The organism is Streptacidiphilus sp. PAMC 29251 (assembly GCF_054208735.2).
Map to the genome: position 1 here is coordinate 3,095,675 of NZ_CM135725.2, position 22,912 is coordinate 3,118,586.

Sequence of the window (22,912 nt, forward strand, 5' to 3'; positions counted from 1 at the left end):
CCCGTCCGGCGAGGCCGTCCTCGGCGCGGGGCTGACCGGCCCCAGGCCGGCGGTTTCGCGGCCACCCGCTCCTCCGGCCAGAACTCCGCGGGGCACGGCCGCTTCGACGGCCGCCGTGCCCCGCGTCGTCCTGGGGTCAGCCGACGTTCATCAGCCTGTTGATCGTGTTCCCGGTGGCACTGCCGGTGAACTCATCGGATGCCACGACGCAGCTGAGGGCGGTATCCGCGCAGGTCTGCGTCTCGGTGGTGAATCCGTTGATGCGCACCTCGTAGGTATGGCCGACGGCGGGGTTGAAGCTGTACTGCTGCGGGACTTCGCCACCCTGACCGCAGAGTCCCCCGATGATCAGCCCAGCGAGATCGGCGGTCTCGACGAAGCTCGAGCCGGCCACCGAGTCGTCCTTGACCCAGACTCGAAGTCCACGACCGAAGGGGTCCGTGGCGGACTCCGGGATCTGGTCGCAGTTCTTCACCGTGTAGCTCTTGGCCGCCGGATAGGTGGTGCCGCCACCGCCGCTGGTGGCGGCCGGGTAGGTGGTGATGCTGGGACTGGTGCCGGGCATCATCGCCATTCCGGTATCGACGACGCCTGAGGGGTCATAGGTCATCAGGTGGTTCGTCGTCGCGTTCACGTACGCGATCCTGAAGGAACTGGGCCCCTCCTGGGTGATGCTCGGACTGGTGTTCGGTGCCACGGCCATCCCGGAACCGGCCAGGAAGAAATTGGTGTCGGGGAACGCGCGGTACAGCAGGTAATCCGGCCCCACGAACGCTGTCTCATAGCCGCCCGCGCCGGCCAGGTACGTCAGGGACGGGCTGGAGTTCGGCGCCATGAAGGCGCCGGTGTCGACCACCTTGCCGGTGCTGTCGAAGGTATACAGATGATCACCCAGGGCGTGGAAGGCGACCTTCCAGTGCCCCTGGCCGTCCGAAGCGATCGCCGGACTGGTGCCCGGTGCGACACCCAGCCCGCCTCCCACGCGGACGGGAGCCGCGTCCCAGCCGAGGCTCATCCACAGGAACCCGTCCCAGCTCTGGAACGCAGTCGCATAGAGACCTTGGGGCGTCAGCGACGTAAAGGCAGGACTGGTTCCCTGCTTGAGGAAGAAGCCGCCGGGCTGCTGCCCCCCGCTCTGGTAGAACGTGAGCTTCCCCTGAACTCCAGGATTCGGCGCATCGGCGCTGGGGGCCGCCTGCACCACGGCGACGCCGGAGGGAGTGGCGGACGGGCTGGTACCCGGTGCCATGCTCTGCCGCTCGACCATGTCCCTGGTCGGCTCCCGGTACGCCAGCACATTGCTCGCGCTCTGATACGCGATGACGTATCGGCTGTTGCTGCCGGCCACAGAGGCGTCGTTGTCCGCCACGACGCTGGGACTGGTCCCCGGCGCCATGGGCAGCGACGTCTGGCCGCTGGGGCCGAAGCCGTCAGCCCCGAAGTGCCACAACGTCCCGTCCGCATGCTGGAAGGCGATCTCCGTCGGCGGGAGGGTCGCTGCCTGCGCCGCCGGTGCCACGGGGGCAGCCAGCGCCAGGGTCCCCGCCAGTACCGCTGCGCCGCTGAGCATTCCGATGGTCCTGCTGCGGTATGAGCCGACGGTCCTGCTGCTGAACGAGCCGACGGTCCCGGCCGCCGACGCGTGCGGACGCGCCAGACCCAAGCGGGCCTTGATGTCCAGATTCATGGTTTTCCTTGCTCTCTCGTTGAAAAAGATCCGACAGGTTGCCGGGCAGCCGAAAGGTGACCCTTCGTCAGCACCCCGCTCCAGATTGGGAACGGCAACGGCTGCCGCTGCCCTCCGTGCGGCGCGATCACTTGCCGTTCACGGCCATGGCGTAGGTCTCGGCTTCGGGCTGAGGGGGAGTTCCCGTCCAGTCCGGGCGGTAGCCGTCGATCTTGAGTCGGTTTCCCGCCGCCAGGTGCATGGAGATGCGGATGATGAAGTTGCGGGATCCGCAGCTGGAGAGGACCGGCACGCTGCCGAGGGCGTAGGGGATGCTGTAGTGGTGCACGGATGCGCTGATCGTGCTGGTCAGGTCGCTGGTGGCGGTCACGTTGCAGGTGCTTCCGGCCGCGTCGAGCTGGACTGCCTCCAGGTGGGAGACGATCGTCGAGCTACCGGAGTTGCCGTAGGACGCCTTGGTGGGGACGCATGCGTCGGTGCCGGTGAAGCAGGTGGTCATGGATGCGTTCGCGTTCACGGCGATCGAGGTGGCATTGGCCGCGGCGGTGAAGGCCTTCTTCTGGGTGGGGTCGTTCTGGGTTCCGTCGTTGTACAGCAGGTACGAGGTGGTCGCGTTGCCGCCGCCGAGGTAGACGCAACTGCTGTCGATACCGGCGCCGTCGCATTCCGGGTTGTGCCACGACTGGGCGCCGGCGTCGTCAGTGGTGTCCAGGTGGAGCCAGGTACTGCCGGCGAGGGCGGTCTGGTTGCCGAAGCTGTCCGTGAGGAGTTGGCAGGTGTAGGTGCCCGCAGTCGGCGCGGTGAACAGCAGCGAGGGGTCAAGGGCCAGGGCTGCCGTGCTGGTGTGGTTCTTGGCCGTCCAGGCAGCGTCGCCCACCTGCTGCCCCGCGGCGTTCAGGCATTGGATGCCGGCGTCGTACTCGACCACGGCGGAGGAGGGGCTGGTGGAGTTCACCTGTCCGACAAGCCGCCGCGATTCGCCCGCCCGGAGGCTGAGGACCTCACTGAAGACGGTGATCGTCCTCTTGTTGAACGGTGTGTCCGCCGCCAGCGTGTCGATCTTCACCGGCTGGACGGGAGAGGCGATCGTGGGACTGGTACCGGCACTCAGCGCGGTACCGAGGTCGTGCCCGACGTTGTCCGGGGTGACGCTCCACAGGTGGTCGCCCTGGGCATGGAAGGCGATCTCATAGCCGACGCCGTAGGGGCCGGCCGTGATGGAAGGGCTGGTGCCGGCGGCGACGCCGAGGCCGGCGCTCGCACGGAAGTCTCCGGCGGTTCCGGCTTCCCACAGCAGGGAGTCGTACAGGCCGACGAAGGCGATCTGATAGCCGCCGCTGGGCAGCGAGGTGACGGAAGGGCTGGTGGCGGTCAGGACGTGGAAGCCGTCGGGGTTGGGGTGCCCGACGTTGTCGTCGACCGTCCACAGCTGGTCACCCAGTGCGTGGAAGGCGATCTCGTAGCCGCCGGAGGAAGCCGCCGCGATCGAAGGACTGGTGCCGGGGGCTACGTCCAGGCCGGCACCCACCCGGCGTTCGGCCGCTGCTCCGTACTCCCACAGGAATCCGTCCGAACCTGCGAAGGCCACCTGGAAGCCGCCGTTGGACAGCGCGGTGACCGACGGACTGCTGTTCGCCATCACCCCGAAGCCCTCGCGGTTGGGTGCGGGACCGGTCGCGGAGTTGTACGTCCACAACTGGTCCCCCTGGGCATGGAAGGCGATCTCGAACGTCCCCGCGGCATTCAGGGTCTTCAAACTTGATGGGCCGTCAGCGGCTTGAGCCAATTGACTGTCACGTTGGGTGACGATGCCGGGTGTGGTGTGCCCCGGATGCAAGGAGCCCGCAGGGATTGGTGATCATGGTTCTTGTCTAGAGAAACCGATCACGAACACCTGCGGGCTCGAACATCAACGATACCTGTGCCGATACGGACGCGACACTGCTGCTGGGCCTGGAGGGGCTGGGGGTGATCAAGGTGGAGGAGGTCGGGCCGGCTCTCGTCGTGCACGTGGCGACGGTGGACGAGGGTGCGCGGGCATGCCCGGAGTGCGGAGTGCTCTCCACGACGAGGAAGGGCCCACGTCTCACCCGCCCCCGCCAACTTCCTTACGGTGGACGACGTGTGGATCTGCACTGGCACAAGTCCCGTTGGTTCTGCGCGGAACCGCTGTGCCCGCGCGGCTCGTTCACCGAGCAGGTCCGCGAGGTGCCAGCGGGGGCCCGGCTGACCCGCGCGCTGCGGCGCGAGGCCGGACGCGTGGTGGCCGACGACGGCCGCACGGTCGTACAGGCCGGCCGTGACCTGGGCATCTCCTGGCCCACTGCCCAAGCTGCCTTCGAACAGTACGCCGAGCTCGTCCTGCCTGATCAGCCGCCCGTGACCGAGGCCGTCGGCATCGACGAGACCCGCAGGGGCAAGCCGGTCTGGCGGGAGAACCCCGAAACGGGCACATGGGAACTGGTCGCCGACGCCTGGCATATCGGCTTCGTCGACGCGGTCGGCGGCCAGGGCCTGCTCGGGCAGGTCGAGGGCCGCAACGCCGCCTCCGTCGCCGCCTGGCTCACCCTCCAGCCCGAGACCTGGAAACAGCGGGTCAGGTACGTGGCCATCGACCTGTGCGCCACCTTCCGCGCCGCCGTGCGCACCGCCCTGCCCCACGCCCGAATCGTCGTGGACTGCTTCCACGTCGTCCAGCTCGCCCAGCGCCACCTGGCCGACCTGCGCCGCCGCCTCACCTGGAGGCACCACGGCCGCCGCGCCCGCAAGGGCGACCCCGTCTGGAGCGTCCGCAAGCTCCTGCGCCGCAACAAGGAAGACCTCACCACCACAGAACTGGCCACGCTTGCCGACGAGTTGACCGATATGGGTACCTACGGCAAGCAGATCCTCGACGGCTGGCGTGCCAAGGAGCTCCTGCGCGACCTGCTGCGGCTCACCGCCAAGCACGCCCACGTCCTTCCCGACCGCTCCGCGGTCTCCGCCGCCCGCTACCGCTTCCAGGCCTTCTGTGCCGACCGCCCCTACCTGGTCGAACTGGTCACCCTCGCCGAAACCGTCGACCAGTGGTGGCACGGCATCGAGAACTACATCAAAACCGGCATAACGAACGCCGCATCCGAAGGCAACAACCGCGTGATCAAGCTCGAAGCCCGCAAGGCCTACGGCTTCCGAAACCGCCGGAGCCAACGCCTGCGATCACACTGCGCAACCACCCGAAGGGCACGCGGAAAGCTGACGACCCATCAACTTTGATGACCCGGCATTCACCGCGATCGACGGACTCGTCCCCTGGGCCACCCCGAGACCCCCGCCCACCCGGTCGGGGACACCGTCGGGGCCAATCGCCCACAGGAGGCCGTCTTTGCCGACGAACGCCGTCTCGAATCCGCCGGTGGGCATCGCCACTGTTGCGGGACTCGTCCCCGCGGCCATGTTCGTGCTCAACTCGCCGTCGGCGACGGACCACAGGCTCCCACTGCCCGCCTCCTGGAAGGCGATCCCCGCGGTGCCGGCTGTCGCGGCTGATGCGGCCGATGCGGCAGAAGGCAGCACCGCGAGCATCCCACCGGCCAGGGCCATCGCGCCGACTGTCACAGCCAGTCGATTCCATGCTCCAGCGGTATGCGCAGAGCGAAGATTTTTCCTCATGAACAAACCTATCTATGGTGATTCTCGTGGGACCGACAGGGGTCAGACACCTGCCGACACGTCAATTCAATGTCCTGCTGCCGTCCGGGTCCTGAGCATGCAGTACTCAAATCCGGCGGAAGCCGGGGCTCCGGCCGCACCGGAACCCGATGCCAATGGCCCGTCCTCCGATGGCGGGGACATAGCCGGCCGATGTCGAGTCACCCTTCAGCGTCACGACCCGTTGATGTACGACGACACGAACACGGGAAGGACGACCACATTCCATCCCGACATATCGATCCGAATCTCTGGCTTCTGCTTCCTGCTGTCGGTCGTGAAGACCCTGGCGACACCCCTGTCGAAATCCGAACCGGTGATCTCGGCCCAGGGGATCTTCCGTGCGAACGGCATCCGCCTGCGCAGGCCGAGGGCATCGGCGTCGACTTTGGACCCGGCGTAGCTCCCGAAGGTGACCGTCTTTCCGTTGGAAATGGACTCCATGGCCTCCGCGGAAATTCGATGGACGGCCGTTCGGGAAAGCAGCTCGACCACCCTGCGCCATTCATGGTCCTTCGTCTTGAGCTCGTCGCCACGACGGTAGGCGTCAAAGAGGAAGTCGGCCTTTTCCTTGCCCTGGGCGACACTTATTCTGTAGGAGGCTCGATTGCTCTGGGCGGCAGCTCTGTAGACGACGCGGTCGATGGCGTCCAGCGCGAACTCGCGCCCGTCGATCGTCAGTGAACTGCTGGTGGCGACCAGCTCGTGGCGCCCGCTCCTTATGTGCACCCTGACTCCAGGATCCGCGTACGTGCCTTCTTGCATACCCTTCCGGCGTTCCACCCCGTTCCACGGTCGTCCATCACGGTCGGCGCGGCCCCGACGGCCGCGTCGGCTGCCTCCTGCGTCAAGCCCACCAGGCGTTCCGCGCCGAATCCGAAGTGCCAGGTCTCAGCCCGTCGAGCGGGTGACCGCGGCACCCTGACGCAGGGCCCGGGGGATCTCGGCGACCTCATCGACCGTTGCGATCAATGCGGCGATCAGCGCCTGTGGCGCGCCGCTGTCAACCTCGACGGCGTAGCAGATGCCGGTCGACAGCCAGTTGGAGGTGTCGAAGCCGCCCTCCGCCCGCACCCGGACCCCCAGTAGTTCCACCCCGCCGGCCTCGGCCTCGCGATAGAGGTCGTTGAGTACGCACACCGCCACCGCCAGGTTCAGCACGTGGCCCCCGGTGAACGTCGACCGCACCCCGATGCCGCCGGGCGTCCACCGGTGCGGGAGCCTGACGTCGTCGTCGCCTTCTTTGAGAAACGATCCGGTGTTCGCCACCACCGTGAACCGCTCATCCATGACCTGCCTCCTCCGACCGTGCTACGGGGTGGTCCACGTGCTGACCACTTCGGCGAGCTGGTTCCTGGTCCGGACGCCCAGTTTGACGTAGATGTTCTGCAGGTGGTTGTTCACCGTGCGGACCGACAAGTGGAGGGCCGCAGCCACGTCCTTGCTCGCCGCCCCGCCCGATGCGAGCGCTGCGATCTGCATCTCCCGTTCGGTGAGCGGCGCGAACTGCCGATGCGCGGTGAGCTTCGCGAGGGCAGGGGTCGAGGCGCCCTCGCAGTTGGACGCACATGCCATGGCGCGATTGGCAGCAGCCGTGGCGCGGCGCTGATGCCCGGTCAGCTGATACAGGTTCGAGGCCTCGGCGAAGGATTCGGCCGCGTAGAGAGTGGCACCGAATGCCTGAAATTTCTCGGCGCATCCGACCAGGAGTTCCGCATCACCGTGTGCGACCGCTCGCGTGTACTCCAGGCGCGTCCTGAGGAATTCGTCCTCCACCGGCAGGTCCCACAGCAGCGCGGCCTCGGCGGCCAACCCGAGGCGGCCCATCGTATGGACGACCCAGACGGTATGGAGGTGCTGTCCGGCTGCTTGGGCCTCCTGGGCAGCCGTGGAGAGCTGATGCGCCGCCTCCTGTGGATCCGAACGCGTTGACGCGAACCAGGCCCGGGCGATCCTGTTGCTGCACGACTCGATGTCCTCGCCGGCCTCCGGGAGTTCCTTCATATACGCGGAGAGAACACCGCTCTGTCCCACCATGGCGGCGCACGTCACGGCAGTTGACAGCACCCATTTGGTGAAGACATTCCAGTGGACGCCTGCGCCGATGATCGGATGCAGAATACCGAGGGCGGTCAGCGGCTTCCCGCGTTCCATGAGAACGTAGCCCAGTCCGGTGGCCCGCCTGGCGACGAGCGAACTCTCACCCTTGACGACTGCCTTCTCATGCTGACTGGACAGCAGGGCTTCGGCGTCTTCCAACCGGCCTCTCAGGGAAAGCATGTAGGCAAAAATATCTTCGACGAAGTCCGCGTAGAGTGTGTTCTCGCGCCGACTGTCGCTCAGCTTTCCCTCGGCGTTCGGAAGGTATCCGGCAAGCGACTGGAACATGCTCTCGGCTTCACTGGTGCGGGCACTGCGCAGCAGGGCCGAGGTCGCGACCACGGCGGCGTCCTGGGCGATTCCGGGATCCGTGCTCCGAGCAAGGGGGCGACACACCTCGACGCAGTCGTGCAGCAGCCCGCGGAAGTGCAGGACACTGCCGAGGGACAACCGGCTGCGCTCGTCGTCCCGGCCCACCAGCATCGCCTGGGCCTCCGCCAGGCTTCCGGCGAGAACCAGGTTGTTCACCTTCGCCTCGAAGAGCGCGGGCACATCCTCGTTCGGAAGCAGAAGTTCCGCCTGTCGCAAGAAGCGATCCGCCTCGTCGTGGCGCGCCAGATCGATCATGGCGTTCGCATGGCCCAGGGCAGACTCCTTGGTCTGCCTCTGCTTCCACGCCGCCTTGCTCAGAAATGCGGCCCGGTCGAAGTCACTGGAATGCTTTGCGAATGCCGCGGCCTGCAGCAGCAGGGTGAAATCTGCCGTGCTGGTCGCCTCCAGGCGCCAGGTGGCGATGTGCAGTGCGTCCTCACTACGACGTACTCCCCTGTTCTCCGCCCATACGGCACGGCGCAGCAGGAGGTCGCTCCTTCGCGCCCGCGAAATATCGCCTTTCACTGCTTCCGCATAGAGCGGATGCGCCAACGAGACAGTGATCCGACGCCCGTCCATCGACGTTCGGATCAGCCCGTTCTCCTCAAGACATGCCAGCGACTCCGCGGACGCGACCTCTTCAGCGAATTCCAGCCCGAGCGGGCCGCAGAGAGCCAGGATCTCCAGGATGGCGTGGCCGTCCGTCTCGACTTCCGCCACCCGAGACCTCACGAGCTCGATCAGGCGTGGTGTGGGCTGCGGTCGATGCGTCAGATCCCAGACCTGACCGTCCGAGCGCAACGCTCCGCTCCTCAGTGTTCCGGCCACCAGCTCGCGCAGATAGAGCGCATTTCCTCCGGAGGCGGCACGAAGATCGTGGATCGCCCGTTTGGTGACCAGCCCGCCCAGGGCACGTTCGAGAAGATTCGCGACTTCCTGGGTGTTCAGCTCCGACAGATCGAGCCGGGACATCGAGTCGCCGCCGGAAAGCGCAACGAAGGCCCTGGTGGAGGTGCTGTCAGAGCGAGCGGTGCCGATGAAGCGGACAGCACCGGCGTCGAGCAGCTGCCGAAGGAGCATCACCGAAGCGGCGTCCAGCAGGTGGTAGTCATCAACGAACACGGCACAGCGACGGGTGGGCAGGTTCCCGAGGGCCGCGACGACGCTCGAAAAGCAGCGGACCGGGTCGGACAGGTCCGTACCGTCCGGGATCAGTCGGGCAACGGCACTCAGCGGGATCTCGGCAGCCGCGGCAGAACCCGCCATGCGCAGGACGCGGTACCCCCGAGGCGATGCCTGTTCCATGCCTTCTTCGGCGAGCCGTGTCTTCCCCACCCCCGGCGGACCGACGATCACCAGCCCGCGGGAGTGCTGGTCGGACCACCACCGGTCGAAGGCCGCGAGCTCGCCGACCCGCCCCACAAAAGGCCACTGTCCGCTCGACGTCCTGGTACGCATCACGCACCTCCGTGCGTCGTGGCGGCGACGGCTTCCGGAAAGCAGCCGTCCGCATTCACCCTACTTGCTCCGCCATTGCCTTGAAAGCCTTGTTCTCGATATCCAGGGCCCGACTGAACCGGCGACCGAACAGGGCTCCGTAGAGCCCTGCCGTCGGGCCGGAGACCTCAAGCCCCAGAATGCTTCGGCACCCGTCGCCGACCGGCTCCACCACGTGTGATCCTGTCATCTTCATTCCCATCAACCGGATTTCCCAGGAGAATTCCCGACCTGCGTCGAAGCTGATCACGACCCAGACCAGCGGAGCCAGACCGGTCTGCTTGATCCGAGCGGAACTCCCCACCTGGAAAGGCCCGCTGTCCAAGCGCTCGACCCGCTGCACGGCGGGACAGAATTGCGGCCACGCCTCGACCCCGGTCGTCAGCTCCCACATGCGGGAGACAGTGGATGCGATGACAATTGAATTCTCCATACGTGCTCACTCCACTCAGCAGGGAATTTTCGTCGGACGCTCACATCAACCCACCGGCCAGTAGGAGCAAGCCATTCCCGTGTGCACCGTCGAACGAAGATGGGCACCGAGAGCGCAGGGCTGTTGCAAGGTCGGGTAATCTTGTGAACTCGCTGGTCAGCGTGCCGTGTCCGGGATAGACGAAGCTCCGTTGTGGTCGATGACCTCACAAGTCCTCGACAAACAACGGAGCTTCGGTGATTCCTGAGTCTGCCATGTCCAGTCGGCTTCCATGGGGCGCGGGGAGCGTGTCGCCTGGTGCCACGGTGTTCGCGCTGGTCAACGGCTTGCGTGACCCGCGTGATCCGCGTGGGCGGCAGTATCCGCTCGGTGCGGTGCTGCTGGTCGCGCTGTGCGCGCTGTCGTGCCGGTTCGAGTCGTTCCGGGCGATGGGGCAGTGGGCGGCCGCGGCGCCGGCGTCCACGCTGGAGCGGCTCGGATTGCGCCGCTGCGGGGTCTTCGGGCTGGTCAGGGCGCCGAGTGCGTCCACAATCCGCCGGGTAGTCGGTGCTGTGATGCCCGGCGGGCTGGAGGGGCTGCTGCGAGCCTTTGCGGTCCAGGCGCGGGAGGTGGCGGTGGACGGCAAATGTCTGCGGGGCTCGCGGGACCAGGCCGGGCAGGCGGTGACGGTACTCGGGGCGATAGTGCAGGACGGCACACTGGTCGCGCAGCAGCGGGTTCCCGACAAGACGAACGAGATCACCGGGTTCGCGGCGCTGCTGTCGGTGCTGGACCTGGCGGGGGCGGTGGTGACGGCGGATGCTCTGCATACGCAGCGTGACCATGCCCGGGTGCTGGTCGAGGAGTTCGGTGCACACTACGTTTTCACGGTCAAGCGCAACCAGCCCGAGCTGTGGACGGCGTGCCGGGCGGTGCCCTGGGAACGGGTCAGCACGTCCTCCCGGTCCACGGTCCGAGCGCACGGCCGGGTGGAGACCCGCATCATCCAGGCCGTGACCTGGAACGATCTCGACTTTCCGCACCTGCGACAGGTGGCCCGGCTGACTCGGCACCGCACCGACAGCAAGACCGGGAAGCGTTCGCGGGAGACGGTGTACGTGATCACGGACCTGTCGTCGGCGCAGGCCGACCCGCAGATGATCGGGGCTTACGTCCGCGGCCACTGGGGAGTGGAGAACAAGATCCATTACGTTCGTGATGTTGCCTTCGGCGAGGACGCCTCCCGCATCCGCACCCGCCACGGAGCCCAGAACATGGCCACCTTGAGGTCAGTCGCCATGAACTTCCTCCGCAGGAGCGGGAGTTCCATCGCCGATGCACGTCGAGCCATGGCCCTCGCGCCCCACACAGCCCCGCTCGAACTCTTCGGCATCCCTACTGACCTGCACGTTCACCCATGAAATCCGACCTTGCAACAGCCCTGACCGAGAGCGGGGTCGACTTCCGCGATGCGGTCGATCGTCCGGCGGATCGCCTTGCTGACCGATATGCGCGATCGCTCCCTTCCGTCGGAGAACTGGCGCACCCGGCCGCCGATTCCCACCGTGCCGGTCAACTGGCTGAGGATCCAGTCACGTTCGACCCGAGCCCGGTCCGCGGACTTGTCGTCAAGCTCGAACCCGGACTCGGACTCGGCGATCTCGGCCTGCAGCACCTTGAGTCGCTGCCGGTACTCACGGATGGCCGCGTGGTCCAGCATCGGCTGTGTCGAGGCGAAGGTGTTGTTCCGCCCGCCGCCCAGCGCGGACAGGCCGGTGACCAGGTCCACCGCCGGAATCTCCCGCCCGGGGTTCGCGATGAGCACGGAGAGATGGAACATCCCCACACTGTCCTCGACGACCACGGTGCAACCGCCCCTTGCGAGTTGCCATCGGCGACCGAACCGACCCACCGTCAGCTGCCCTCTGCCGGAACCAAGTTCGGGGGGTGAGCACGGACTCAGCGCCGAGGTCTCACCCTCTGCCGCCTCCAACTCGGTCTGAGCGACGGCCGCGTCCTCCGTTCGGCCACGCCGGAGCAGGGCCTGTGCGAGTCTGCGCCGCGACGCGATCACGGCCGGCCAGTGCGCCAACGCGAGGTTGCGCTGCACCGCAGTCCGAAAGTGGTCGACCGCACGGTCGAGGTCACCCATGGACAGGGCAGCGACACCGAGAGCGTGGTGGGACGATCCGAAGCAGACGATGCCGATGCTGCCCAGCATGGGGAGCTCGGCATACGGGCGGAGCAGTTCGTAGGCGTCGGCCGAGACGTCGGCGTCGTCGAGCAGGTGGGCTGCCTCGACGATGCCGTACATGGTGGACAGCCATCCGCTCGACCGCGGGAGCGACGCCAGATCCGGTCCGCACAGTGACGCCAGGAGGCTGGCCGCCCTCCGCCGGTCCCCGGACATCACCGCGGCCACGGCCAGGGCGGCGGAGGTGGAGTTGTCCGCCATGCTGAGAAGCGGCGAATGCACCGTCCTCTCCAGCCGCGGCAGGACTTCCACCAGGCAGCCCTGGTACCAACGGATCGCCACCAGTTGCGCGTTGTACCAGACGGTGGCGTCGACGTCGCCCGCCGCCAGGCCCTGCCGCAGGCAGTCCTTCGCCAAGGTCTCGGCGCCGTCGAGATCTCCGGCTCGGATCGCGAGCATCACGTCCACCGCACTGACGACGTAGCCGACGGCGAGATGGCCCCGGTGGGACAACTGCTCGCGGAGCTCGGCCAGTCGGCGCCCACTGTGCGGTGACGCTTCCAGCAGGTGGTCGACTGCCTGCCAGAGCAGCCCCATCAGCAGGTCGCTGTACCGTCCCGAGCGGAAGCTCCAGCCGACGAGTTCACGGGAGAGCCGCTGCCGTGCCGAGGCGTGATCGGGGCCGAGAAGACACTGATGGGCCAGATTGACGACTTCGGCGCGTACGGCGGGATCCGCGACCGCCCTGGCCTCTTCGAGCACCGCCTGTACCCTCGCGTGCGTGGCGCTCGGGTAGTCCGCCTCCGCGGCCAGCCTCGCCCGCACCCGCAACGCCAGCACGTCCTGCGGGTCCAACAGGCCGAGTACCCGGACCAGTCGCTCCTCGAGCAGGGCGGCGTCCGAGACGCTGCGGAGGCCGTGGACCCACAGGCCCGCGGTCCCCAGCGCGGCCACTGCCATCGCCTCGGGGTCCTCGGCCAACTCGGCGGCGCGGTAGGCCCTCTCGAACAGATCCTTGCCCGCCTTGAGGTCGCCCGTCCCGGCGAGAGCCTGCTCGCCCTCCATAAGCAACGTGTCGACCGACTCATGCCGCCGGCAGTCATCGAGCGTCGCCGATGCAAGGGAATTCCTCATGCGTGCCCCCCGTACTCGTTCCTGTAGCACGCCTTCCGTTCGTACTCCGCCAAAGACTAGGGCCGGCCCCCCGCCATGCCCCTGAGTAATTCCTACTCACCTGCGGGCCCGCCCGGCGCTGTTGAACAACAACTTGAGCAGCCGTTGCTCAGGGAGGTGCGGCAGGCGGGAGCTTGACTGGGGGCTGTACCAGAGGATCAGCCCGCACATTCACAGAACGCTCCCGGAGAAACACGTGGACATCCGCAAAACCGCCGGCCTGCTTCTTTCCGCAGCCGCGCTGGCCGTCGGCCTCGGCATCACCGTCATGCCGGGAGCCGCGCAGGCCGCAGTGACCCCTCCTGGCGGGGAAGGGTGGAGCGAACTCACCCTCCCGCTCCTGAGCAACAGCGTATGCCTGGACGTGACCGACGGATCCACCTCACCGGGGGTGCCGCTGCAGATGTACCACTGCCACGGCTACGCCGGCAACGGTGCCCCCCAGCGGTGGGTGTTCGTCCCCGTCGGCGACGGCAGCTACAAGATCTACAACCAGAGCGATCTCCTGTGCGTCACGCCGAAGCCCCCGGCCAGCCGCGGTCAGACCAAGAATCTGGTCGAGCAGCTTCCCTGCGGCCAGTTCGCCGGCCAGGACTGGAGGCTCGTCGCGCTCCCCTCCTACCCGAGTACCGTCTTCCAGCTGGAAAGCGCCACCGGCAACGGCACCTGCCTGGCCGGTGCCGGTGGCGACCACGCCACCATCTACTGGGAGCCCTGCAGCACCACGACCATCCAGGCCTGGCGATTGGGATGACGGCACTGGCCCTCCCGAACAGGTATGGGGCCTGAAGCCCGGAAAGGGCCTCCGACGCAGGTCGGAGGCCCTTTCCGGGGCAACTCCCCAGCTAGGGGCGGACGAGTCGGCCTGTACGAGGTGTACCTGGCTGCGGGAACGCCCAGCCTGGACGAGATCGCCGCTGACATCGAAGCTGTTGAGAGCCTCAAGGGGGTGCCGAGTCGCGATACGGTCCACCGCTGCATCAGCAAGCCGGCTCTACCGGCCAACCAGGCTGATGCGGCTGCCGTCGCCTTCGTACTGGCGCGCCGTGCTGCCTGGGATGAATACGATCTGAGGGCACAGATATGCGGCCTGTGGGTCGCGGCGCAGATGGCCAAGGGCGCGGGACGGCCGATCAGCGAGTTCAGCGCCGAGTCCGTCTTGAGTAATCTCGGAGTGCACCCAGCGCTCGATGCTGGCGTCGTCGTTCCCGAGCTGCGGGCACTACCCGCCTATGTGCCCAGGGATTTCGACACCCAGCTCGGTGAGGTGGTCGCGGCCGCTGTTGCCGGGAGCAGCAGGATCGCGGTCCTGGTCGGTGACTCGTTTACGGGCAAAACCCGGTCCAGTTGGGAAGCTGTCCGGAGTCTGCCTGAGGGGTGGCGGCTGTGGCATCCTATCTCCCCCTCGCGCCCCGCAGCGGCTCTGGCTGAGCTTGCCGATGTCGCCCCGCGCTCCGTGGTGTGGCTGAACGAAGCTCAGGAGTTCTTGGCACCGAGCAAAGCCGGTGAGGAGATTGCAGCCGGTCTGCATGACCTGTTACGCGATCCGGACAGGGCTCCGGTCCTAGTCCTGGCCACACTCTGGTCACGGTACTGGGACGAGCTGACCACCCGCAGTGAACCCGACCGCTGCGCTGCCGCCCGCGAACTGCTGCGAGGCCACAGGATCGATGTACCCGATTCGTTCACCCGAGACGAGTTGGACGCTCTGGCCGGCAAGGTCGCTGTCGATGCGCGACTGGGCGAGGCCGATGAACGCGCTGAGGACGGGCGGATCACCCAGTACCTTGCCGGGGTAGCAGTGCTGAAGGATCGGTACGAGAACGCAAGCGGTGTCACTAAAGAGCTGATCCACGCCGCGATGGACGTCCGCCGCCTGGGCGGCGGCCCGAACATTCCTTTGTCGCTGCTGATCTCTGCTGCCCCGGGCTACCTCCGGGAGGCCGAGTGGAATCTCACCCCGGAAGACTGGGAGGCCAGGGCACTCGCCTACGTCATGGCTCCGGTAGATGGCATCCCCGGCATCCTCACCCCGGTGAAAACCGGTACCGTTCGAAACCATCGCAACCGCCGCGATCTCACCCCCACTTCCGAGTCACCTCGCCCTGGTCACCGCCGCCACGCCTTTCTCACCCTGCGCAGACTCGACCCAAAAGCCCAACCGCCGGCCTGACCTTCTACCAGGTCCCGAACCAGATCCAGGACCTGCTGAACTGCTGGACCGGCATCTGCACCACCTGCCAACAGCCCATACCCACGCCCCGAACATCCCACAACCCCCGACCACCCAACGAAACTTAACGAAGTACTACTAGATGTGCGGACGGAACGCGGCGATGTCGGTAGTGAATGCGCACGCGAGCCATCCGGAGCTGGACGAGGCCAGGGCTGAGCATGGGCCTGGTAGATCGAGTCGGGCTACCTGTGTCATGCGGGCGAGGTCCCAGATCCGCACGGTGTGGTCGTCAAATCCCGTGATCGCGATGGGATGACCTTCCAGGACAGTGGAGGCCACGGCCGCGGCCGTCACGCTGGATTCAGTGCGGAGCTGTCCGATTGGCTGGCCAGCGGCCAGATCCCAGACCCGGACTGTACCGTCGAAGGAGCTCGAGACGGCGACGGTTCGCCCGTCCAAGACGGTGCACGCCACCGCCTTCACCGTATCGGTGTGCGCGGTGAGGGGCTGTCCGATCGGCTGGCCGGTGGTCAGATCCCAGACCCGCAAGGAGCGGTCTTCGGAGCCCGTTACGGCGACGACGCGCCCGTCCAAGAGGGCGCATGACACCGCAGTTACCGAGCCAGTGTGGGCAATGAGGGGCTGTCCGATCGGCTGGCCGGTGGTCAGATCCCAGACCCGGACCGTTCGATCCCGGGATCCCGTGACTGCGACGGGCCGCCCGGCCAGTGCAGTGCAGGCAATCGTCTGCACCGGTCCTGAGTGCCCGTGGAGCCGCGGACCGATCTGCTGGGCAGTAGTCAAGTCCCAGACCCGCACGGAGCCGCGGTGAGAGCCTGAGACGGCGACCGGACGTCCATCCAGGATGCTGCTGGCCAGGGCCGTGACCGTGCCTGAATGCCCGGTCAGGGGTGGACCGATCGGCCGTCCTGTGGTGAGGTCCCTGATGCGCAGGGTGCCGTCATAGGAGCCAACGACGACGACGGGCCGCCCGGCGAGAGTGGCGCAGGCCAGCGCCTTCACGGCACCGGTGGGTCCTATGTGGGGCCGCCCGATCGGCGGGCGGGGGGTCAGGTCCCAGATCCGCACGGTGCCATCGCGGGAGCCGGTGACGGCGACTGGCTGCCCTTCCAAGGAACTGCACGTCACAGCAACAACCGGGGCAGTGTGGCCAGTAAGCGATTGACCCGGTTGTCTGGTGCTCAGGTCCCACACCCGTACCGTGTGGTCGTCGGAGGCGGTCACGGCGACCAGCCGTCCACTGACGGTAGTGCACGTCACAGACGTCACCACGTCGGTGTGTCCGGCGATGGGCCGGCCGATCGGTTGTCCGGTGGTCAGATCCCACACCTGGATGCTGCCCTGGTAGGTCCGGTGACGGCGACCGGCCCGTCCAGGAGGGCGCAGGTGACAGCTGACGTGTCGATGTGCCCGGTGAGGGGTTGCCCCATCACTTCTGCACTGGTCAGGTCCCAGATGCGGACCACGCCGTCGTGGGAGCCAACGACAGCGACGGGCCGGCCGGCAAGAGTGGTGCATGCCAGGGTCTTCAACGTGTGGTCGTGTCCGCCGAGGGGTCGGCCGACGGGCTGGCCGGTGGCCAGGTCCCAGATGCGCACCGTTCCGTCCCGGGAGCCGGTGACGGCGACTTTGCGGCCCTCCAGCTCGCAGCAGGCCACCGCCACTACCCACGCCGCGTGTCCGGTGAGGGGTTGGCCGAGCAGCGTCCCAGTGGTGAGGTCCCACAACCGCACCTCGAGGTCTTCGGCACCGGTGATCGCGACTGGGCGCCCGGTGAGGGAAGTGCATGCCACGGCTCGCACTGTCGCGGTGTGTCCACGGAGGGGCTGGCCGATGGGCTGGCCGGTGGCCAGGTCCCAGATCCGCACCGTGCCATCCGCAGAGCCGGTGACAGCCACTTGGCGTCCGTCCAGCTCGCAGCACGCCACCGACAGCACCCAGTCGGTATGCCCGAGCAGTGTATTGCGCAGCGCCGAGGACACAGTGGTGCCGGTGGCCCAAAGGGGGATCCAGTCACCGGGCTGGGATCGATTACTGAGGGTGGTGAGCAGCGTGGCGTCGTTGTAGCGGGCGGCATCCAGAGCCAAAATCTGCCGTCGGCGGTCGGGGGAGGCGTGGCGGTGGGCTACGAGAGAGCTGCGGTAGACCGCAGCGGTGAGTCGAGCCGGCGCCCTCCGGGCGGCGTGCAGGTGTGGGACGAGCACGTCGGGTTCCGCATGGACGAGGTATCCGGCATCGGTCAAGGCGTCGTCGAGCACTCCGCCCAAGGTGGCATGGGTGGCGAGGTGGCGCAGGGTGTAGGGGTGGGCGTGGGCCCAGTCGCGGGTGCCGTCGGCCCGAAGCGGCACGTGGTCGACCAGGGTCCGGGCGATGGCAGCCTGCATGGTCGCGTCGTCCCGCTGGTTCCGCAGATACTCGCTCAGGGCTTGGTGGTAGAGACGGTAGACCGATCGGCCGTCCTCGACGGCCTCAACGATGTAGGAGCCAGCCTGGTGCCGCAGCCAGCGGATGTCAGCATCCGTGTAGTGATGTCCGCTCGTCGCGGTGGCGAGCGCGGCCCACTGGTCCTCCCAAGGCAGACCCTGGCCCTGGGCGTAGGCCAGCGGGCGCAGCAGGTCGGCGGCGCGGGCCGCGTCGGCCCCCAGGCGAAGGGCGAGGTCCTTTGCCATGGCCTGGTCGGCGTGCCTGGGCAGGTTGCGGCGCCACTGCGGGTCGTGCGGGTGGGGGAGGTCAGGCTGTGCGGCAAGGGTTCCGGCGGCCAGGCGGGCGATCAGGAACGAGCGGCCCGCCGCGGTGGCGACCGCGTCGGCGACCGCCTGGGTGAGGCGCGGTGGACAGGTGCGGTAGGGCGAGCCGGGGTGGGCCAGCAGCAGGTTGCGCATGGTGTACGTACGTACGGCCTCGGGGTCGGCGTGACGCTTGGCGTCGAGGTCGACCAGCTGGTCGTGGCCCAGGCCCAGCCGGAGCAGCAAGTGCGGCCGCGTGCCGATGAGCAGGCGGATGCGGCCTTCGGCATGCTCGATCAAGGGACGCAGGACGCTGGTGCACAGGGTGTCCGGGGTGGCGGCCTCGTCCAGGCCGTCGATCAGGACGGTCAGCGGCCGTGGGCGGCCACCCAGCATGGCCAGAAGTCCCCCGACCGTGTCGGCGCGGATCTTGGCGGCTGCGGCTAGGCCGTCCAGAACCTGCTGGTCGGTCAGGTTCTGCGCGTAGAGCGCGACATCGATCAGCTGCGCGGCGTGGACGGTGGAGGACTCGATACGCAGGGAGGTCACGGGAACGGTGCGCCGCAGTTCGGGATGGGCCAGGGCAGCGAGGACGCCCAGGACCGCAGTCTTGCCGGATCCAGGCCCGGCGGTCACCGCCAGCGCCAGCCGTGAGGACTGGGGCTCGTTCTCCTCGGTGAGCCAAGCGGTGATGTCGGCCAGAGCGGTGCGACGACCGGCAAACCACCAGCCCTCGCCGGGCATGCTGCCCTTGGCCCGCACCAGCAGGCGGGCGTTCAGCTCGATGTCGCGTCGGTCGGCCTGAAGCTGCCAGGCGGCCTCCTGTTGGACGGCCAGGTCCACTTCTGTCAGTCGCGGGTCGTGACGCGGGTTGGGCAGGAACGCCGGGGCCTGCCCGGTCAGGCCGACTTGGGTCAGGCCGATTCGCTGGTGCCCGCCGACGGCGTTCATCCGCTGGACCACAGCCTCCAGAGCCAGCGCATGTGGCCCGTGGCCTGCGGTGGCTTCGTCGGTAACGGCCTGATCCAGCAAGTTCGGGAAAGCCCCGGTGACGGCCTGTTCGAGGGGTTGCGCGGAGGACAGGATCACCAGGCCGGAGCCGGGCGAGGACCCCCAGCGGCGGCTCATGCGCTCCATTGCAGCGGCGGTGACCTCGTTGCCGCCCTGGCCCGAGTAGCAGGTGTCCAGCATCAGCAGCAGTCGCCGCACCCGCGTACCAGCGAGCATCTTCCGGGCCAGGGTCTCGGTGGGCAGCGCGTCGGCGATGTCGTCCGGGTCGGTGTCGTGGGTGAGCAGGACATGGCCGCCGCCCTGATCCTCGTCCAGGACCTCGCCGTGGCCGGCGAGGTATAACGCGACCAAGTCGTCGGCACGGCGCTCGATGGACGTGCAGAACGCCCGCAGCCGCTCGGTCAGCTGGTGCCCGGTCGGGTCCAGGCCCAGGTCGCTGACGTGCTGGTAGCCGAACCTGCCCGTGAACAGGTCGATGACTTGCTGACGGGCCTCGACCAGCCCGGGCCGGTCCCACGCTGGGGCATTCTTGTAGTGGGCAACGGCGGTGGCGATGAGGAAACGACGCGGCTCCGGCTCAGCCCCCATGCAGCCCACTGGCAATCGCGGCCCCGGTCAGAGCGTCGGTCAGATACGAGGCAGCGTCGTGCGCGTGGGCTCCGTTGACTACCACCGCCGAGCGGACCTGCGACCCGAACAGCGGTCGCAGGTCCTCCACCAGGGCCACCACATCACCACGATCCGCGATGTTCGTCCACACCAGTTCCGCTCCGCCGGGCCAGAGACCCGGCTCGGGCACCAGGCGCCGGTGGACCATCGGTATCCCCAGCGGGGATCCCAGCGTCACCAGCGCCCGCACCCCGTGCCCGGGTAGCGCGCACAGCGCCTCGTAGGCGACCACCGAACCCAGCGAATGCCCCACCACCACCCGGGTGTCCTCGTCGATCAGCGCGGTCACCCGTCCGAGCGCACTCTGCCGCAGCTCGGATTCGGTCAGGTAACGTCGGACCTGCTTCAAGTCGAACACCAGCGCCCGCAGCGCCAGGTCCGAGAAAAAGGGGAACCCCGCCAGTGCGCGCAGCGCTGCCTGCACCGAACGCGGGGTCCGCGCCAGAGTGTCTGCCCCCGGAACCACCAACCGCTCATCCACCTGGGCCGCAGCCTGCCACCAGGCGAACAGCAACTCCTCCTCGAAGCCCTCCTCCACATCCTCAGCCGTGTACCGCGGATCGCCGATCGCCAACATCCCGGCCTCGCGGAACAGGTCCCCGTAGAAGCCCATCGCCACCTCGCCCGGCTCCGGCACGGGGCGGCCCGCACGGCGCGCACCGTCGCACAACCCCGGATACCAGTCCTTCAGCAGGCTGTCCTCACCCATCACCTGCTTGCCGACGCCATGTACCCCCACCACCCGAGCCACAGTCAACCCCCGTCTCGCCAGGCCACTTGCAACGCACGCCCACTCTAGTACTGCAACCGCATCTGGGCGTGACTTTGAGCGTGGGTGCTCGTTGGTCTAACTGTGTGCCAATGAGTTGACGGTTGAGCAGGTCGAGTCGTGGTCCGAGGGGATAGCCGGGTTTCATGCCCGGTTCGCCCGTCATTTCGGGAGGTCGGAGCCCCGCGAGCGGGCGTTGGACTACCTGAACGGGTTGCTCGCGCCCCTGGAGCGGAAGAACGGCTGGACGGTGGCCGAGCAGGTCGGGCAGGTGCGTCCCGACGGCGTCCAGCGGTTGCTCAACCACTCCGAGTGGGACGCGGATGCGGTGCGCGATGACGTGCGCGGCTTCGTTGTGGAGAGCATCGGCGCCAGGGACGCCGTGCTGATCGGCGACGACACCGGATTCCTGAAGAAGGGCACGAAGTCCGCAGGCGTCCAGCGCCAGTACACCGGAACCGCGGGCCGCACCGAGAACAGCCAGATCGGGACGTTCCTGGCCTATGCCTCGAGCAGGGGGCGGGCGTTGATCGACCGCGAGCTCTACGTCCCCGTCTCGTGGACTGATGACCGCGCACGCTGCCGGGCCGCGGGGATCGGGGACGAGGTCCCCTTCGCGACCAAGAACGAGCACTTCAAGTGGATGCTGCAGCGCGCCATCGACGCCGGCATCCCCTTCGCATGGGTCACCGCCGACGAGGCGTTCGGGCAGGTGGGGCACCTGCGCGCCTGGCTGGAGGAACGATCGGTGGCGCACGTGCTGGCCACGAAGGTCAACGACATCGTGACCACCGCCCACGGCAGGGCCGCGCAAGTGGACCAACTGATCGCCGACCTGCCCCGGCAGGCGTGGAAGCGCCTGTCGGGGGGCCGGGGCGCACACGGCGAGCGGATCTACGACTGGGCCAGGGTCGCTGTCCGCGAGACCTGGGAGAACGGGTTCGGGCACTGGGTCCTGACCCGTCGCAGCGTCAGCGACCCGAGCGAACTGGCCTACTACGTCTGCTACGGACCGGTCGCCACCCGACTGAAAGACCTGGTCAAGGTGGCTGCGGCCAGGTGGGCGGTGGAGGAGTGCCTCCAGACCGCGAAGGGCGAGTGCGGCCTGGACCACTACCAGGTACGGCTCTACCGGGCCTGGTACCGCCACATCACCCTGTCCATGGCCGCACTCGCCTACCTGACCGCCGTCCGCGCCGAAGAAGCCCAAAAAGGGGAAGCGCCGACAATGCGGACGAGCTCATACCGCTGAGCGTCCCGGAGATCCGCCGACTGATGGGGCACATCGTCGTTGCAGCCCACCACCATGCCAACGAACACCATCTGCACTGGTCACGCTTCCGACGACGAAGCCAGGCCCGCGCCCGCAACTCCCACTACAAACGCCGAGGACACAACCCCCAGATGCGGTTGCAGTACTAGGGCGAGGGGCCGCTCGCCGCCCAGCCCTCTGCCGAGCGAGAGAAGATCGGTTATCCGAGGAATACACCGCGTCGGAATACGGGCTCTCCACCGGTTCAACAGGCGGAGTTGCATCGATCGGCGATCCTGCGGGTAGCGTGTCCGCGGCCCGTCCCGTGGATCTGCGGACGGATGTACGATTTTACGAGGGCGGATTCGTGTGAAGCGCCGTGATCTGTGATCGCTGCAGGGGAATACGGCAGGCTTTCATGGCGCAGGGCTGCAACGGCCAGACAGCAGGCGCGCGAGGTTACCGCCATCTGCGTCAGCGATCAGTACTGCCAACTCGTGGACGAGATCGTGCAACGGCTCCGCCTCGCAGCCGACGGCGCCCCAGCCTGCCACGCGGCCGACCACCCCGACCGCCGCAGCCGCGGAGGACACGAAGTGGCCCGCCGCCGCCGAGTACCGCAAGGCTCTGGACCAGGCAGCCGCCCAGCGGACCGCCCCGGTACGCACCGGGGACGAAGAGAAGCTGCACACGAAGTTGAAGCACGAACTCAAGAACGTCTACGCCCTGTTCGACACGTACGGGGTACCCGAGGTCTACCCGGTCTACTCACACCTGTCAGGGCTGTCCCACAGCAGCATCAACACCGCCACGGCCTACGTCGAACACGCTGATGACGGGAGTTACCAGCTCCGCTCCACCGCACCGATCCTCGGGGACACAGACATCATCCAGATGGCCCTCAGCCTGCTCCAGGCCGCTTCGGTGATCAGCCCCCTCCTCGCGGACGACCCCATGCGCGCGGACATCGACCAGGCCACCACGACGCTCGGTATCGACCCCGCCACGATCCTGCCCAAGCGCGTCAAGTAAGTACGCGGGCGGTTCGCCCCGGGGCCAGACGCCCCCGGGGCACCGTCTCAACCGACAGTGCGCTCTTCAGGCGCTTGAGTCACTGCGCGCTTGATCTTCCGCCTCTAGGCCCTCTCTGACAGTCTCGACTG

The 22,912-nt window shown here is 67.6% G+C and carries 16 protein-coding genes and 1 pseudogene; 6 read left to right on the forward strand and 11 right to left on the reverse strand.

Features of this window, described 5'->3' with window-relative positions:
• Nucleotides 1-136: 136 nt before the first annotated feature.
• Both ACXKR8_RS14475 and ACXKR8_RS14480 read right to left on the reverse strand, forming a co-directional pair.
• On the reverse strand, nt 137-1,570 hold the full coding sequence (locus ACXKR8_RS14475) for a hypothetical protein (protein WP_458273324.1): 1,434 nt from the start codon (nt 1,568-1,570) through the stop codon (nt 137-139).
• A gap of 244 nt (nt 1,571-1,814) precedes the next feature.
• Nucleotides 1,815-3,443 (reverse strand): hypothetical protein, encoded by a 1,629-nt coding sequence (locus tag ACXKR8_RS14480; RefSeq protein WP_458273325.1) that lies wholly within the window; start codon nt 3,441-3,443, stop codon nt 1,815-1,817.
• Between the two features lie 263 nt (nt 3,444-3,706).
• Between ACXKR8_RS14480 and ACXKR8_RS14485 the strand changes: the two genes are divergently transcribed.
• On the forward strand, nt 3,707-4,942 hold the full coding sequence (locus ACXKR8_RS14485) for an ISL3 family transposase (RefSeq protein ID WP_458274984.1): 1,236 nt from the start codon (nt 3,707-3,709) through the stop codon (nt 4,940-4,942).
• Nucleotides 4,943-5,551: 609 nt separating this feature from the next.
• Here ACXKR8_RS14485 and ACXKR8_RS14490 read toward each other — a convergent pair.
• The 4 genes from ACXKR8_RS14490 to ACXKR8_RS14505 all read right to left on the reverse strand — a co-directional run bounded on the left by ACXKR8_RS14490 (nt 5,552) and on the right by ACXKR8_RS14505 (nt 9,779).
• Nucleotides 5,552-6,160 (reverse strand): hypothetical protein, encoded by a 609-nt coding sequence (locus ACXKR8_RS14490; RefSeq protein WP_458273326.1) that lies wholly within the window; start codon nt 6,158-6,160, stop codon nt 5,552-5,554.
• 108 nt (nt 6,161-6,268) lie between these two features.
• Nucleotides 6,269-6,667: a hypothetical protein gene (locus ACXKR8_RS14495; protein ID WP_458273327.1), complete on the reverse strand. Its 399-nt coding sequence runs from the start codon at nt 6,665-6,667 to the stop codon at nt 6,269-6,271.
• 21 nt (nt 6,668-6,688) lie between these two features.
• Nucleotides 6,689-9,307: a helix-turn-helix domain-containing protein gene (locus tag ACXKR8_RS14500; RefSeq protein WP_458273328.1), complete on the reverse strand. Its 2,619-nt coding sequence runs from the start codon at nt 9,305-9,307 to the stop codon at nt 6,689-6,691.
• Between the two features lie 55 nt (nt 9,308-9,362).
• The gene (locus ACXKR8_RS14505) at nt 9,363-9,779 is read right to left on the reverse strand and encodes an SRPBCC family protein (protein ID WP_458273329.1); all 417 of its coding nucleotides are present in this window, start codon (nt 9,777-9,779) and stop codon (nt 9,363-9,365) included.
• A gap of 305 nt (nt 9,780-10,084) precedes the next feature.
• Between ACXKR8_RS14505 and ACXKR8_RS14510 the strand changes: the two genes are divergently transcribed.
• The gene (locus tag ACXKR8_RS14510; RefSeq protein ID WP_458266617.1) at nt 10,085-11,179 is read left to right on the forward strand and encodes an ISAs1 family transposase; all 1,095 of its coding nucleotides are present in this window, start codon (nt 10,085-10,087) and stop codon (nt 11,177-11,179) included.
• Here ACXKR8_RS14510 and ACXKR8_RS14515 read toward each other — a convergent pair.
• The gene (locus tag ACXKR8_RS14515) at nt 11,170-13,017 is read right to left on the reverse strand and encodes a hypothetical protein (protein ID WP_458273330.1); all 1,848 of its coding nucleotides are present in this window, start codon (nt 13,015-13,017) and stop codon (nt 11,170-11,172) included. The two genes, ACXKR8_RS14510 and ACXKR8_RS14515, sit on opposite strands and share 10 nt — an antisense overlap.
• Nucleotides 13,018-13,321: 304 nt before the next feature.
• Between ACXKR8_RS14515 and ACXKR8_RS14520 the strand changes: the two genes are divergently transcribed.
• Nucleotides 13,322-13,879 carry an RICIN domain-containing protein gene (locus ACXKR8_RS14520; RefSeq protein WP_458273331.1) on the forward strand — a complete coding sequence of 186 codons (558 nt, stop codon included), beginning with the start codon at nt 13,322-13,324 and terminating at the stop codon, nt 13,877-13,879.
• Nucleotides 13,880-13,999: 120 nt separating this feature from the next.
• Nucleotides 14,000-15,298 (forward strand): hypothetical protein, encoded by a 1,299-nt coding sequence (locus ACXKR8_RS14525; RefSeq protein ID WP_458273332.1) that lies wholly within the window; start codon nt 14,000-14,002, stop codon nt 15,296-15,298.
• Nucleotides 15,299-15,436: 138 nt separating this feature from the next.
• Here ACXKR8_RS14525 and ACXKR8_RS14530 read toward each other — a convergent pair whose 3' ends face one another.
• The 4 genes and pseudogenes from ACXKR8_RS14530 to ACXKR8_RS14545 all read right to left on the reverse strand — a co-directional run bounded on the left by ACXKR8_RS14530 (nt 15,437) and on the right by ACXKR8_RS14545 (nt 20,437).
• A complete protein-coding gene (locus ACXKR8_RS14530) occupies nt 15,437-16,324 on the reverse strand; it encodes a WD40 repeat domain-containing protein (protein WP_462100680.1) in 888 nt (295 codons plus the stop codon).
• A 63-nt stretch (nt 16,325-16,387) separates the two neighbouring features.
• Nucleotides 16,388-16,651 (reverse strand): annotated as a pseudogene (locus ACXKR8_RS14535) (WD40 repeat domain-containing protein); the annotation flags it as partial.
• Nucleotides 16,639-19,647, reverse strand: a complete 3,009-nt coding sequence (locus tag ACXKR8_RS14540; RefSeq protein ID WP_462100502.1) for a caspase family protein — start codon at nt 19,645-19,647, stop codon at nt 16,639-16,641. The pseudogene ACXKR8_RS14535 and the gene ACXKR8_RS14540, both read right to left, overlap by 13 nt.
• Nucleotides 19,637-20,437 (reverse strand): hypothetical protein, encoded by an 801-nt coding sequence (locus ACXKR8_RS14545; RefSeq protein WP_462100503.1) that lies wholly within the window; start codon nt 20,435-20,437, stop codon nt 19,637-19,639. Before ACXKR8_RS14545 ends, ACXKR8_RS14540 begins: the two co-directional genes overlap by 11 nt.
• A 157-nt stretch (nt 20,438-20,594) precedes the next feature.
• Here ACXKR8_RS14545 and ACXKR8_RS14550 point away from each other — a divergent pair, with 157 nt between their 5' ends.
• Together ACXKR8_RS14550 and ACXKR8_RS14555 are read left to right on the forward strand one after the other, a co-directional pair.
• Entirely contained in the window at nt 20,595-21,749 is a 1,155-nt protein-coding gene (locus ACXKR8_RS14550; RefSeq protein ID WP_458273335.1) for an IS701 family transposase, read from the forward strand.
• Nucleotides 21,750-22,445: 696 nt separating this feature from the next.
• Nucleotides 22,446-22,781, forward strand: coding sequence for a hypothetical protein (locus ACXKR8_RS14555; protein ID WP_458273336.1), 336 nt, complete (start codon nt 22,446-22,448; stop codon nt 22,779-22,781).
• Nucleotides 22,782-22,912 lie beyond the last annotated feature (131 nt).

Coding starts and splice junctions, on each gene's coding strand:
- ACXKR8_RS14500 (WP_458273328.1), bottom strand. CDS start 9,307: ATGCGTACCAGGACGTCGAGCGGACAGTGGCCTTTTGTGGGGCGGGTC.
- ACXKR8_RS14545 (WP_462100503.1), bottom strand. CDS start 20,437: ATGGGTGAGGACAGCCTGCTGAAGGACTGGTATCCGGGGTTGTGCGAC.
- ACXKR8_RS14505 (WP_458273329.1), bottom strand. CDS start 9,779: ATGGAGAATTCAATTGTCATCGCATCCACTGTCTCCCGCATGTGGGAG.
- ACXKR8_RS14495 (WP_458273327.1), bottom strand. CDS start 6,667: ATGGATGAGCGGTTCACGGTGGTGGCGAACACCGGATCGTTTCTCAAA.
- ACXKR8_RS14540 (WP_462100502.1), bottom strand. CDS start 19,647: ATGGGGGCTGAGCCGGAGCCGCGTCGTTTCCTCATCGCCACCGCCGTT.
- ACXKR8_RS14475 (WP_458273324.1), bottom strand. CDS start 1,570: ATGCTCAGCGGCGCAGCGGTACTGGCGGGGACCCTGGCGCTGGCTGCC.
- ACXKR8_RS14515 (WP_458273330.1), bottom strand. CDS start 13,017: ATGGAGGGCGAGCAGGCTCTCGCCGGGACGGGCGACCTCAAGGCGGGC.